The sequence below is a fragment of the Azorhizobium sp. AG788 genome, assembly GCF_004364705.1.
In the GTDB taxonomy this organism is placed as follows: Bacteria; Pseudomonadota; Alphaproteobacteria; order Rhizobiales; family Xanthobacteraceae; genus Azorhizobium; species Azorhizobium caulinodans.
In genome coordinates, this window is the sequence record NZ_SOBM01000006.1 from 155,444 (window position 1) to 168,189 (window position 12,746).

Here is a 12,746-nt window from a genome sequence, read left to right on the forward strand (position 1 = left end):
GTGCGCAACCAGATCGGCGGCGGACCGGTGGCGAGCCGCGCCGCCACCACCTTCGAAACCCGCAATCCCGCCACCGGCGAGCTTCTGGCGGAAATCGAGATCGCCGGTCCGGAGGAAGTCGATCGCGCGGTTGCGGCGGCGCGGGACGGCCAGCGGAAATGGGCGGCCATGACCGGAGCCGAGCGCGGCCGCATCCTGCGTCGGGCGGCCGATCTGCTGCGCGCCCGCAACGACGAGCTGGCGCGCCTGGAGACGCTCGACACCGGCAAGCCGATCCAGGAAACCAGTGTCGTGGACGTGCTCTCCGGGGCCGACTGCCTCGATTATTTCGCCGGCGTTGCCCCGACTCTGGCCGGCGAGCATGTGGACCTCGGCCCCGAGGCCTTCGGCTATACCCGCCGGGAGCCGCTCGGCGTCGTCGCCGGCATCGGCGCCTGGAACTACCCGCTCCAGATCGCCTGCTGGAAGGCCGCGCCCGCGCTCGCCTGCGGCAATGCGATGATCTTCAAGCCGGCGGAGCTGACCCCCCTCACCGCCGTGAAGCTCGCGGAAATCTTCACCGAGGCCGGCCTTCCGGACGGCGTGTTCAATGTGGTGCAGGGCTTTGCCGACACGGGACGGCTCCTCACCCGTCATCCCGGCATCGCCAAGGTGTCCCTCACCGGCGAAGCCGGCACCGGGCGCAAGGTGATGGCGGATGCCGCCGCGAGCCTGAAACATGTGACGCTGGAGCTGGGCGGCAAGTCGCCCCTCATCGTCTTTCCGGATGCCAATCTGGAAGACGCGGTCTCTGCCGCCATGCTCGGCAATTTCTATTCCGGCGGCGAAATCTGCTCCAACGGCACCCGCGTCTTCGTCCATTCCAGTATTCTGAAGCCCTTCCTCGCGCAGCTGATCGAGCGCACCAAGCGCATGGTGGTAGGCGATCCGCTCGATCCCGCGACCCATGTGGGCGCGCTCATCAGCGGAGCGCACATGAAGAAGGTGCTCGGCTATATCGAGGCGGCGAAGGCGGCCGGCGCGCGGCTAGTGGCGGGGGGGCATCGCGTCGAGACGGGAGCGCTGGCCAGGGGGAATTTCGTCGCCCCCACCATCTTCGCCGACTGCACGGACGACATGCCCAACGTGCGCGAGGAGATTTTCGGCCCCGTCATGTCGGTGCTGGCCTTCGAGGATGAGGCGGAGGTGGTGGCGCGGGCCAATGACACCGCCTTCGGCCTTGCCGCCGGCGTCTTCACCGCCGATCTGGCCCGCGCCCACCGGGTGATCGCACAACTTGAGGCCGGGACCTGCTGGATCAACCAGTACAACATCACGCCCATCGAGCTGCCCTTCGGCGGCACCAAGCAGTCGGGGCTCGGGCGCGAGAACAGCCGCGCCGCCATCGAGCACTACACACAGATCAAGAGCGTCTACGTCAATCTCGGCCGCGTGGCCTCTCCTTATTGATGGAGCGAACCGTGGCCACTTCGTCCGCCGCCGTCTTCGACTATGTGATCGTGGGTTCCGGCTCGGCCGGCGCCGTTCTGGCGGACCGGCTCTCCGCTGACGGACGCTTCACGGTGCGTGTGCTGGAATATGGCGGCTCGGACCGCTCCCTGCTCATCCAGATGCCGGCGGCCCTCTCCATCCCCATGAACATGCCGAAATACAACTGGGGCTTCGAGACGGAGCCGGAGCCGGGGCTTGGCGGCCGGCGTCTGGTCTGCCCGCGCGGCAAGGTGATCGGGGGATCATCATCGGTCAACGGCATGGTTTATGTGCGCGGCAATCCGCACGATTTCGACCGCTGGGAGGAAGAAGGCGCGCAGGGCTGGGGCTATCGGCACGTGCTGCCCTATTTCCAGCGCGCGGAAACCCGGCAGGAGGGGGGCGATGCCTATCGCGGCGCCACAGGTCCGCTTGCCACCCGCTACGGCCCGTTGGAAAATCCGCTCTACAACGTGTTCGTGGAGGCCGCGCGTCAGGCCGGCTATCCCGCCACCTCGGACATCAATGGTGCCCAGCAGGAAGGCTTCGGGCGCATGGACATGACGGTGAAGGACGGCGTGCGCTGGTCCACCGCCAATGCCTATCTCAAGCCCGCCTTGAAGCGCCCCAACCTGTCGCTTGAAACCCACGCTTTGGTGCAGGCGGTCGAGTTTGAAGGCCGCCGGGCCGTGGGCGTGCGCTATGAGCGGGACGGCACGGAGCAGGTGGTGAAGGCACGCCGGGAGGTGATCCTCGCTGCCGGGCCGATCAACTCGCCCAAGCTCCTCAAGCTCTCGGGCATCGGCCCGGCGCAGGAACTCTCCGACCTCGGAATTCCCGTCGTGGCGGACCGGCCAGGGGTGGGCGAGAACTTGCAGGACCATCTGGAGTTCTATTTCCAGGTGGCCTGTACGCAGCCGATCACCCTTTATTCCAAGACTGGCCTCCTCTCACGCGGGCTCGTGGGTGCGCAATGGCTTTTGGCCCGCTCCGGGCTTGGTGCCAGTAACCATTTCGAGAGCTGCGGCTTCATCCGCTCGCGGCCGGGCATCCGTTATCCGGACATCCAGTATCATTTCCTGCCGCTGGCGGTGAGCTATGACGGCAAGGGCCTCGCCAGCGAACACGGGTTTCAGGCCCATGTGGGCCCCATGCGCAGCAAGAGCCGGGGCTGGGTGCGGCTGCGCTCGCGCGATGCGCGCGAACATCCGCGCATCTTCTTCAATTATCTCGGCCATGAGGACGACATCACCGAGATGCGCGCCTGCGTGCGCCTCACCCGCGAGATTTTTGCCCAGGCCGCCTTCGATCCCTATCGCGGACGCGAGATCCAGCCCGGCGCGGGCGTCACCTCGGACGAGGCGATCGATGCCTTCATCCGCGAGAAGGTGGAGAGCGCCTATCACCCCTCCTGTAGTTGCAGGATGGGGCGGGCGGACGATCCCATGGCGGTGGTGACCCCCGATACCAAGGTGATCGGCGTCGAGGGCCTGCGGGTGGTGGACAGTTCCATCATGCCGTCGGTCACGACGGGCAATCTCAACGCCCCCACCATCATGATCGGCGAGAAGGCCTCGGACATCATCCTCGGCAAACCGGCCCTCGCCGCCTCTAACGCGCCCTATTACATCGCGGAGAACTGGCGCACCGCCCAGCGCTGAACGGCGCGCCGGGGCTCAGACCGCGCCCACCGCCCACGCAACGCCCAGCATGGCGAGCGCTACACCCCAGGTGTAGAGCAGCGAATGGCGGATGTGGGCGCCGAACTCGACGCCCGCGAGGCCCGCCGCCAGATAGGCGCTGCCCACCACCGGGCTGATGGCGAAGCCGACATTCTCGCCGATCATCAGCGCGCGGGCCACCGCATCGGGCGTCACCCCATGGGCCTGCCCGACGCTGACCAGAACGGGCATGATGCCGAAATAATAGGAGTCCGAGCCGAACATCATGCCGAGCGGCGTCGCGAAGGCGCCGACGATGATGTGCACCCAATGGCCGAGGCTCACGGGAATGACCGCGACGATCTCATTGCTGACGGCGGTGAGCATGCCGCTGCCGTTGAGCACGCCGAGGAAGACACCGGCGCAGAGCAGCACCGCCGCCAGCAGCAGCGCTTCCGCCGAATGGCGCCGCACGGTCGCCATCTGGGCGCTGGCGCCCTTGTAATTGAGCGGCAAGGCGATGGCGACGCCGACCATCAGCACCAGCACCGTGGAGATGCCCGAGAACAGCATGGCGGCAATGACCGCCGCCGTGAGCACGCCATTGGCGATGCGGCGCCAGAGCGGCACGTCCACCGTCCTGGCGGGCGCCGCAGCCGCGGCCGCCACGCCCGCGCCTTCCGCCACCGGCCGGCGCCGCTGGCCGAGCCACCAGGCGAGCCCGAGGGCGAAGACAAGGCCGGCCACCTGCACGCTCCACAGCGGCCGCCAGAGCAGCACGGGATCGAGATGCAGAGCGCTCGCGGCACGCAGGGTCGCCGGCGTCCAAGGCTCCATGTTCATGATGCCCGCGCTCATGCCGGCCAGCATGGGCAGATGGCGCACGTCGATGTTGAGGCGCTGGTAGATGGGCAGAAGGGCGGTGATGGTCACCACATAAGTGGTCGCTCCGGCGCCATCGAGGTGAACCATGGCGGCCACCAGAACGGTCACCATAAGCACCCGGTGCGGATGATCGCCCGCGAATTTCAGCAGCGCGCGGATGAGGGGCTCGAACAGCCCCTGCTCGTTCATGATGCTGAAGAACAGGATGGCGAAGATGAACAGCGCCACGATGGGCGCCACCGTCGACATGCCGGAGGCGACGAGCTTCTGCGCCTGCGCGAGATCGACACCCGCCGCGCAGGCCCCGAGCAGTGGCACCACCACGAAGGTCACGAGGGGGGACAGGCGGCCGCTGACCAGCAGCAGGACGGCCACAAGAACGGTCGCAAGACCGATGAAGGCGAGCATGGGCGTTTCCCGGACTTTTATTGGAGGCAGCCACGGGCGAGACGGCGCCCGTGGAAAATGTCAGCGCGCGGCGGCCTCAGCAGCGGCGGCGAGCCAGTCAATGACGCGGCCGGCGAGGGCGTCGCTATTGCGGTCCATCATCAGGAAGTGGGTGTTGCCGGCCGTCCCCTCCTGCGGCAGGTCGAGGATGCGGGCCGGCACGCCGTGTGCGGCGAGCGCGCTGACATAGGCATCCACCGCGCCGCGATAGCGCGTCCACACCGGATGGTCGGCGATATGATCGCCCCACAGCACCAGGTGAGGCGGCAGCGCATCGCTGATGCCGGCGGTTTCCGGCGCGCCCGAAGGCTCCAGCGCGACCACCGCACGGACGAGATCGGGATAGCGCTGCGTCATCTGCAGCGCGAAGCCGCCGCCCTGGCTGTGACCCACCACAAGGCACGGCCCCACGCGGGCGAGAAGCGCGCCATAGGCCGCCTCCGTCATGGCCTCATGGCCCACCCAGCGCGGCACCCACTGGGCCGCGAAGGCATCGAACGCCTCGGGCGGGAACTGCACCTCCGGCCACGGCCTGCGGGCCGCCGCATCCGTGGCATAACTGCCGGGCGGGCCCATGCGGAACATGTCCCACGCCTCGTTCTTCGTACGGAAGAGCGGCGCGCCCTCATAGATCTGCGGATACATGCTCCAGGAGGAGCGCCCGCGTTCCACCGCATCGCTCACCAGCACGTCGAAGCCGGCTTCCAGAAAGCGTGTGAGCCAGCCGGGACGCCCGTCCGGCGTCGTCTCCCAGTTCACGCCGGTCATGCCGCCGCCGTGCCAGAACAGCACGGGATAAGGGCAGCGCGGCTCGGCCAGCCGGAATTCCTGCACATACATCTGGCCGGTGACGTGATCGCCATTGGGATCGACGGGGCGTGGCGCAGCGCCGATGGCGAGCCGCCGCTGCTCCACCGGCAGGCCGTCGAGCGTAACGGTGCGCCCGCCGACGAAGAAGCTGCCAATCTTGCGGAGTTGCATCGCATCAGTTCCGGGCAAAGAGCTGGTCGTTCCGGCTCGGGAAGCAGCGGATGCGCGGCGTCTTCCCGAACAGCTCGACGCACAGATGGTCCAGCGCCTGCATGAAGCCATCCATCACGCCGGGTGAGCGGAAATCCTGATGCCGGTATTGGACGCCGATATAGATGGACGCGCCATGGACGGGGGCGATCGCCCGCACCATCAGGATCTGCACCTTGTCCGGGGCGGCGGAAAGCTGATCGAGGCACAGGCCGGCCACGCGCGCATTGAAGCGCTCGGCATCCGCCGGCGACACATCCACGGCCGGATCGAAGGTGGCGGTGATGACGGGCATAGGCACTCCCAGAGAACGTGTTCTTTTCCGCACTATGCCGGGCCGCCATATTGATAATAAGTGATAATTCGGCAATGATTATGCAGCAATGCGCATCAATTACGATCTGCCCGAACTGCGGGCCTTCCTCACCGTCGCCCGCCTGCGCAATTTCGGCCGGGCGGCGGCGGCGCTGAACCTGTCGCCCTCGGCCGTCAGCCGCCGCATCTCGGAACTTGAGCAGGCCCTCAATGTCCAGCTTCTGGAGCGGACCACCCGCTCCGTGGTACTCACCGCCGCCGGCCGGGCGCTGGTGGCCGAAGTGGCGCCTCTGCTGGAGAAGATGGACCAGGGCCTCAATGCCATCGTGGACGAAGCCCGCGGCAAGGGCGGCTGGCTGGATGTCGGCTGCGTCACCACGGTCGCCTTCAGCATCGCGCCCGGCGTTGCCGACCGCTTCCGCCGCGCCTATCCGGACATGCACCTGCGCTTTCACGACGACACCGGCAAGCGTGTCACCGAAAGCGTCATGGCCGGTGGTGTCGCTTTCGCGGTGAACACGCTGCTCCAGCCGCCGAGCGAACTGCTGGCGGAGCATCTGCTGGACGATCCTTATGTGCTCGTTCTGCCGCGCGATCATCCTTCCGCGGGTCTGGACGCCTTCCCGTGGGCGGACCTGTCCGACCTGCCGCGCGGCGGCGTGCCGCTGGTGGCGCTCAAGCAGTCGAGCGCCAACCGCAAGGAGATGGATGCGGCCTTGGAACAGGCGGGGCTCGATGCCCCCTGGAGCGACGAGGTGGAACACCTCTCCACCATGCTCGGCTTCCTGCGGGCGGGGGGCGTTGCGGCGGTGATGCCCCGCCTCGCGCTGCTCGCCTGCGCGGACTGGGGCCTCTCCCATGTGCGGCTGTGCGATCCGGCGATCCACCGCCGCATCGGCCTCATCCGCCGCAAGGATCTGGTGCTCTCGGAGCCCGCACGGCGGCTCTGGGATCTGTTCGCCGAGGAACTGCGGACCCACGCCGCGCCCTGATTGGTCTCAGTCGTCTACGGACCGTGCGCCCGCAAGACCAAGCCCGCGGAGATAGCTCAGGATTTCCCGCGCTGCCTCCTCCGGCGCAGGATCGACGAGCACCCGTCCCCGCGTGTTGCCCCCGGACAGCGCGGCCACGCGTTCGGCTGCCGTAAGACCCGCCTGCGCCATCACCTTCGGCCGTGGACGATAGAGCCGCTCCTCCAGATCCTCCTCACGGACCGGCACGCGCTCTGCCGGCGCGCGGGTGACGGCGCCTCCGGCCCGCGCCCGGGCATAGGCGAAGGGCAGAGGCGCAGGGGCGCCCGGATGCACGCTCACGAGCACCGGCAGGCGTACGAGGACACGCCGGCGTGCGCCGCGCGGCAGGGCCTGCTCGATACCCAGCGTGCCCGCATCAGCACCGGGCGACAGCGTGACGGCATCCGGGACGAGAGGCCATCCCAGCGCGAAGGCGAGCGCATAGGGAACGAGCCCGGTATCGGCGCCGCCCTCGCCGCGCGGCCCCGCCAGCACCACATCGGGCGCGGCTTCCCGCACCGCCGCCGCCAGCGCCGGCACCGGATCATCCTCGGCCGCACAAGCCAGATGGATCAGGTGCGCGAGGCCTCTCCCCAGAGCCTCGCGCACCGTCTCCAGCCCTGGCCCGGCATGGAGCCCGGCCGGGGTTGGATCAAGGATCGTCGCCATGCGCGCCGCCTGCGCCTCCAAGCGGGAGAGGCACGGCTTGCCGGAAACGGGATGCCGGCTTTCGGAGAGCAGAACCAGCGCCTTCATGACGCTTCCTCCGCCAGGAGCGCGAGCAGCGCCGGCATGACCGCCTGCGCGTCCGCCACCTGCGCGAGCCCGGCGCGCTCGATCATCGCCGCATGCAGGTCCGTATTCACCGCCACCACATGCTCGCAGCCGGCGATCCCCTGAAGATGCTGGGGCGCCCCGGCGATGCCGAGGGCGAAATAGCAGCGGGCCGAGAGCACCGTGCCCGAAGCCCCCACCTGCGCGGTGCGGGGCATGAGGCCGGCGTCGCACACCATGCGGCTGGCACCGGGCGTCGCCCCGAGCGCCTCCGCCAGCGCGCCGAAGGCGGCAAAATCCGTGACGCCATTGCCGGCCGAGAGCACGAAATCCGCTTCGCCCAGCGGCACGGTGGCGGGATCGGCGGGCACCTCCTTGATGCTCAGGATGGCGCTCTCGAAATCGAGGCGTGCAGGCAAGGGCAGATCGATGAGGCGGGCCTCATGAACGGTGCGCCCGTGCGGGGCGGCGGCGCCCTCGGCGAGCGTCAGCAGCAGGGGCGGTTCACGGCGCTGCTCCACCCGGCGGCCCCGTGCGGGACGGGCGACGGCGCGGGCGCTCACCTGCTCGGCGCCGCAGAACAGGCCCTCGCCCATCCGCACCGCCACGCGGCGGGCGAGATCGCCGCCGATCCGGCTTTCCGGCCACAGCACGTGCCGCGGCCGCAGCGCGGCGATGGCGGCCATGAGCGCACCTGCCCGCCGGTCGGGATCGTCCGCTTCGGGCAGACACGCGATGCGGTCGGCACCGGCCGCGCCCGCATCCTGCGGGAGCGTTCCGCCGAGCAGCACCACGGCGCCGCCGCCAGCATCGGCCAGCAAACGGGCGGCGCCCAGCACCTGCCGGTCGTGGACGGAGAGGTGCCCGCCCGGCACATCGGCGACGGCAAGGACGAGGAAGGCCGGCTCCGGCACCAGCCGCCGTTCAGGGGCCTTCGGTTCGGGCGCTGCCGGCGGGGAGGTGACAGAGACCGGACGGTGGCCACCGCCGGCGCGGTCGAGCCGCAGGCGGGTCCGGCCCGGCACCTCCGCGGCCGCGCGTTCGGCGAAGGGATTGCGCCGCAGCCGCCCCTCCGGCACGGGCGTGCCAAGCTGGAAACGCGGCCGGCCTTGCGTGGGCAGGGCCCGGGCCGCGCGCTCGGCGCGGGGATCGCGGCGGGGGCGGCTCACGCGACCGGCTCCGGCTGGCGGGCGCGGGCGGATGCCGGGGCCGCTTGCCCCGCCTCGACGGCGGCGAGCACCAGTTCGGCCACGTCCCGCACTTCGGGCCGCGCGCCGGTGACACCTTCGAGCATGACGGCGCAGTGGGGACAGGCCACCGCCACCACCGCCGCGCCGGTCGCCCGCGCCTGATCCATGCGCAAATCGGGAATGCGCAGGTCGCCCGCAATGTCGCTGTGCGGCGCGCCGCCCCCGCCGCCGCAGCACAAAGAGCGGGTGCCGTGACGGGCCATTTCAGTGCGCTTCAGCCCCAGCGAATCCAGCAGCCGGCGAGGCGCCTCCACCTCGCCATTGTAGCGGCCGAGATAGCAGGGGTCGTGATAGGTGACGGAGAGCTCTCCGGATGCGCCCAGCGCAAGGCCCCCCTCGGCCACCAGACGATCGAGGAAGGCGGTGTGATGCCAGACTTCATACCGCCCGCCGAAGGCCGAATACTCGTTGCGCAGACTGTTGAGCGCGTGCGGATCGGCGGTGAGGATCAGGCCAAAGGAAAGAGCATTCAGCGTCGCCACATTCTCCCGCGCCAGCCGGGCGAAGGTCGCCTCGTCCCCCAGACGGCGGGCGAGATCGCCGCAGTCCTTCTCGCGTGCGCCGAGGATGGCGAAATCGACGCCCGCCGTCCGCAGAAGCCGCACCAGCGCCCGGAGCGTGCGGCCGTGGCGCAGGTCATAGGCGCCCTCCCCCAGCCAGAGCAGCACATCCGCATGACCGCCCGGATGGAGGACCGGCAGGTCGAGCCCGGCGGCGAAATCGGCGCGTGCGGCGAGCGCATGGCCCCCCGCCTCGTCGGTGGCGCGCAGATCATCAAGCCGCGCCGCCGCCTTTTCCGGCACGGCGCCGAGCATGAGGGTCTGGTGGCGGCGCAGGTCGATGACCGCATCCACATGCTCGATCATCATCGGGCATTCCTCGACGCAGGCCCGGCACGTGGTGCAGGACCAGAGCGTGTCCGGATGGATCATCGCCCCGGCGCCCACGATGGGCGAAAGCGGCCCGCCGCGCCCGGCGACCGGGCGGGCATTGGGATAGGGGCTGCCGGAATAGGCCGCGCTGTCTGATCCCTCCATCGCCGCGACCAGATCCTGCACGAGACGCTTGGGGTTCAGCGGCTGGCCGGCGGCAAAGGCGGGGCATGCGGTCTCGCAGCGCCCGCATTGCACGCAGGCATCAAAGCCGAGCAGGCGGTTCCAGCCGAAATCGGCGGGCGTGCCGACGCCCAGCGTCTCGGCCTCCAGATCGACAGGCGCCAGCGCCACATCCCGCCGCCCCGCAAAGCGCGCGGGGCGCGGATGGGCGGCAAGGTGCAGGGCGCCTGCCAGCGCATGGCGCATGGGGCCGCGGGCGACAAGGAAAGCGAGGGCGAGGCCGCAGCCGGCGGTCACCGCCAGAACCACGAACCCCGCCCCGCCCGACAGTCCGGCAACCGCCCCGGAAGCCAGACTGAACCCGCCAAGCCCGTAACCGAGCAGGAGAAAGGGAAGGATCTGAAACCGCCCGCCCGAGAGCCGCGCCGGCCGGGCGGGATAGCGCCGCCCCCCCACCAGCAGCGCACCCGCGAGCATGGTCGCGAAGGCCAGCGCGGTCAGAGCCCACCACAGGCGGGAGGTGGCGAGCACCGGCACGATGGCGAGCCCCGCCATGCCCGATCCGGCGATGAGCCCGCCGGCCGCCAGCATATGCATGCGCGCAGCCCGAGGATCGCGCGCCACCACATGGTGCACGTCCACCAGATAGCGCTTCGGCGCGGCGGCGAGGCCCGAAAGCCAGTCCACCCGTGCCGTCCGACCACGCCGCCAGAGCGCGACCCGTGTGCCGAGCGCGAGCGCGGCCGAAAGCCCCATGGCCCAGACGAGCACCGAAAGGCCGAAGGCTGCGGCCATGGCTCAGATATCCTTGCACAGGCGCAGGGCGTCATAGAGCGCGGCGTGGATGTTGCGCCCGGCCAGCGCATCCCCCACCCGGTAGAGCGCGAAGCCGTGCGAGAGATCGAAGGGCTGCGGCTCGCCGCGCACGATGGCGCCCTGGTCGATCTGCCCCGCATTCACCGAGCGGGCTTTGAGCGCATGATAGACGCCGTCCACGGGCAGCGTGCCATAGTCCACCACCACATGGTCCACCACGCGCTCCTCCTCCTGATCGGTAAAGGTGTTGCGCAGGGCGGCCACCAGACGGTTGCCCTCGGGATAGATCTCGATGAGATCGAGATTGGGGGAGAAGATCACCCCAAGCTTGTAGAGCTCGCGGTAGTGAATGGGCTGGTTGGTGGTGCCCACCTCCTGCGCCGCATAACGATCGGCGGTGACGAATTCCACGAGGCAGCCCCGCTTGGCCATCTGCTCGGCGGTGGAGGCGGCATTGTGCTGGCCCATCTCGTCGAACAGCAGCACGGAGCCGGAAAGCTCCACGCTGCCGGAGAGCACGTCCGCCGTGGTGAGCGCCCGCTCGGCGCCCTTGGCGTGGCCATGGCTCGGCGCGCCGCCGGTGGCGATGATGACCACGTCCGGCCGCTCGGCGAGGATCGCGTCCGCGCTCGCCTCGGTGCCGAGGCGCAGGTCCACGCCAAGCTTTCCGACCTGTCCCGCGAGCCAGCGCGGAATGCCGGAGAGCGCCTCCCGCCAGCCCGCCCTGGCGGCAAGGTTGATCTGCCCGCCGGCCAGCGCGTTCTTCTCGAACAGCACCACGGAATGGCCCCGCTCCGCGCACACGCGGGCGGCCTCCAGCCCGCCGGGGCCGGCGCCGACCACCACCACGCGTCGGCGCACGTCCGCCTTGGGGATGACATGGGGCATGGTGGCTTCGCGCCCGGTGGCGGCGTTCTGGATGCACAGGGCATCGCCGCCCACATAGATGCGGTCGATGCAATAGCCGGCGCCCACGCACTGGCGGATGTCATCCTCCCGCCCCTCGGTGAGCTTCTTCACGAGATGCGGGTCGGCGATATGGGCGCGGGTCATGGCCACCATGTCCACATGCCCCTGCGCCACCGCGCGGGCGGCGGTGGCAAGATCGGTCACGCGCTGGGCGTGGAACACCGGCACCTCCACCTCGCGCTTGATGGCGCTGGGCAGATGCAGGAAGGGCGCGACGGGGAAGGACATGTTGGGCAGGGAGATGGCGTGGGCCATGTCGTCCCGCGCCTGCCCGCCCAGCACATTGATGAAGTCCACCAGCCCGTCGCGGGCATAGGTGGCGGCGATCTCCACGCACTCCTCATGGGAGAGGCCGTCGGCGATCATCTCGTCGCCGGACATGCGGATGCCGATCACATAATCATCGCCCGCCGCCGTGCGCATCGCCTCCAGCACCTCCCGGCCGAACCGCATGCGGTTGGCAAGGCTCCCGCCATAGCCATCGGTGCGATGGTTCACGGCCGGCGACCAGAACTGGTCGATGAGATGGCCGTGGGCGGCGGAGACCTCGCAGCCATCGAGCCCCCCCTCGCGGCAGCGGCGGGCGGCGGCGGCGAAATCCTGAATGATGCGGGCGATCTCTTCCGACTCCAGTTCCTTCGGAATGGTGCGGGAGGCGGCCTCGCGCCTCGGCGAAGCGGAGACGGTGGGGAACCAGTTCTCCGTGTCCCACTTGGTGCGCCGGCCCATGTGGGTGAGCTGGATCATCAGCTTGGCGCCATGCCGGTGCACGCGCTCGGAAAAAGACTGGAAGAAGGGGATGACGCTGTCATCCGCCACCGACACCTGGTTCCATGGCGCCGCCGGACTGTCGAGCGCGACGGAGGAGGAGCCGCCGAACATGGTGAGGCCGATGCCGCCCTTGGCCTTCTCCTCGTGATAGAGCTGGTAGCGCTCCTGCGGCTTGCCGTCCCTGCCATAGCCGGGGGCATGGCTGGTGCTCATCACACGGTTGCGGATGGTGAGGCCCTTCAGGGTCAGCGGCTTCAGCAAGGCGTCGGCATTGGCGATCATCGGGCGGCTCCAATCGCG

General features: G+C 69.6%; 10 protein-coding genes. 3 read left to right on the top strand and 7 right to left on the bottom strand.

The features are described 5' to 3' along the window. Positions 1-12: 12 nt before the first annotated feature. Both betB and betA read left to right on the top strand, forming a co-directional pair. Positions 13-1,449 carry a betaine-aldehyde dehydrogenase gene (betB, locus tag DFO45_RS16740; RefSeq protein ID WP_348633846.1) on the top strand — a complete coding sequence of 479 codons (1,437 nt, stop codon included), beginning with the start codon at positions 13-15 and terminating at the stop codon, positions 1,447-1,449. A gap of 11 nt (positions 1,450-1,460) precedes the next feature. Next, positions 1,461-3,131, top strand: coding sequence for a choline dehydrogenase (gene betA / locus DFO45_RS16745; protein ID WP_245518147.1), 1,671 nt, complete (start codon positions 1,461-1,463; stop codon positions 3,129-3,131). A gap of 15 nt (positions 3,132-3,146) precedes the next feature. Here the strand turns inward: betA and DFO45_RS16750 are convergent, their stop codons facing one another. Genes DFO45_RS16750 through DFO45_RS16760 form a run of 3 tightly spaced genes read right to left on the bottom strand, consistent with a single transcriptional unit; the run spans position 3,147 to position 5,778 of the window. After that, positions 3,147-4,424: an SLC13 family permease gene (locus tag DFO45_RS16750; RefSeq protein WP_133865779.1), complete on the bottom strand. Its 1,278-nt coding sequence runs from the start codon at positions 4,422-4,424 to the stop codon at positions 3,147-3,149. Between the two features lie 60 nt (positions 4,425-4,484). Further along, a complete protein-coding gene (locus tag DFO45_RS16755) occupies positions 4,485-5,444 on the bottom strand; it encodes an alpha/beta fold hydrolase (RefSeq protein WP_133865780.1) in 960 nt (319 codons plus the stop codon). Positions 5,445-5,448: 4 nt separating this feature from the next. Further along, positions 5,449-5,778, bottom strand: coding sequence for a hypothetical protein (locus DFO45_RS16760; RefSeq protein ID WP_133865781.1), 330 nt, complete (start codon positions 5,776-5,778; stop codon positions 5,449-5,451). Between the two features lie 88 nt (positions 5,779-5,866). On the opposite strand from DFO45_RS16760, the gene DFO45_RS16765 reads away from it, so the two are divergent. Next, entirely contained in the window at positions 5,867-6,790 is a 924-nt protein-coding gene (locus DFO45_RS16765; protein ID WP_133865782.1) for a LysR family transcriptional regulator, read from the top strand. A 6-nt stretch (positions 6,791-6,796) separates the two neighbouring features. On the opposite strand, the gene DFO45_RS16770 is transcribed toward DFO45_RS16765, so the two are convergent. From DFO45_RS16770 to DFO45_RS16785, 4 genes are read right to left on the bottom strand one after another with little or no spacing between them, the layout of a single operon-like run. After that, complete coding sequence (locus DFO45_RS16770; protein ID WP_133865783.1) at positions 6,797-7,567, bottom strand: electron transfer flavoprotein subunit beta; 771 nt, start codon at positions 7,565-7,567, stop codon at positions 6,797-6,799. After that, positions 7,564-8,754, bottom strand: a complete 1,191-nt coding sequence (locus DFO45_RS16775; protein WP_133865784.1) for an electron transfer flavoprotein subunit alpha/FixB family protein — start codon at positions 8,752-8,754, stop codon at positions 7,564-7,566. Before DFO45_RS16775 ends, DFO45_RS16770 begins: the two co-directional genes overlap by 4 nt. Continuing rightward, positions 8,751-10,685: a DUF3483 domain-containing protein gene (locus DFO45_RS16780; RefSeq protein ID WP_133865785.1), complete on the bottom strand. Its 1,935-nt coding sequence runs from the start codon at positions 10,683-10,685 to the stop codon at positions 8,751-8,753. Before DFO45_RS16780 ends, DFO45_RS16775 begins: the two co-directional genes overlap by 4 nt. A gap of 3 nt (positions 10,686-10,688) precedes the next feature. Next, positions 10,689-12,728, bottom strand: a complete 2,040-nt coding sequence (locus tag DFO45_RS16785; protein ID WP_133865786.1) for an NADH:flavin oxidoreductase — start codon at positions 12,726-12,728, stop codon at positions 10,689-10,691. Positions 12,729-12,746: the final 18 nt, after the last annotated feature.

Bases quoted from the DNA above. Each gene is read 5' to 3' on its own strand.
- DFO45_RS16760 (WP_133865781.1), bottom strand. From the start codon at position 5,778: ATGCCCGTCATCACCGCCACCTTCGATCCGGCCGTGGATGTGTCGCCG.
- DFO45_RS16755 (WP_133865780.1), bottom strand. From the start codon at position 5,444: ATGCAACTCCGCAAGATTGGCAGCTTCTTCGTCGGCGGGCGCACCGTT.
- DFO45_RS16765 (WP_133865782.1), top strand. From the start codon at position 5,867: ATGCGCATCAATTACGATCTGCCCGAACTGCGGGCCTTCCTCACCGTC.
- DFO45_RS16750 (WP_133865779.1), bottom strand. From the start codon at position 4,424: ATGCTCGCCTTCATCGGTCTTGCGACCGTTCTTGTGGCCGTCCTGCTG.
- DFO45_RS16770 (WP_133865783.1), bottom strand. From the start codon at position 7,567: ATGAAGGCGCTGGTTCTGCTCTCCGAAAGCCGGCATCCCGTTTCCGGC.
- DFO45_RS16785 (WP_133865786.1), bottom strand. From the start codon at position 12,728: ATGATCGCCAATGCCGACGCCTTGCTGAAGCCGCTGACCCTGAAGGGC.
- DFO45_RS16780 (WP_133865785.1), bottom strand. From the start codon at position 10,685: ATGGCCGCAGCCTTCGGCCTTTCGGTGCTCGTCTGGGCCATGGGGCTT.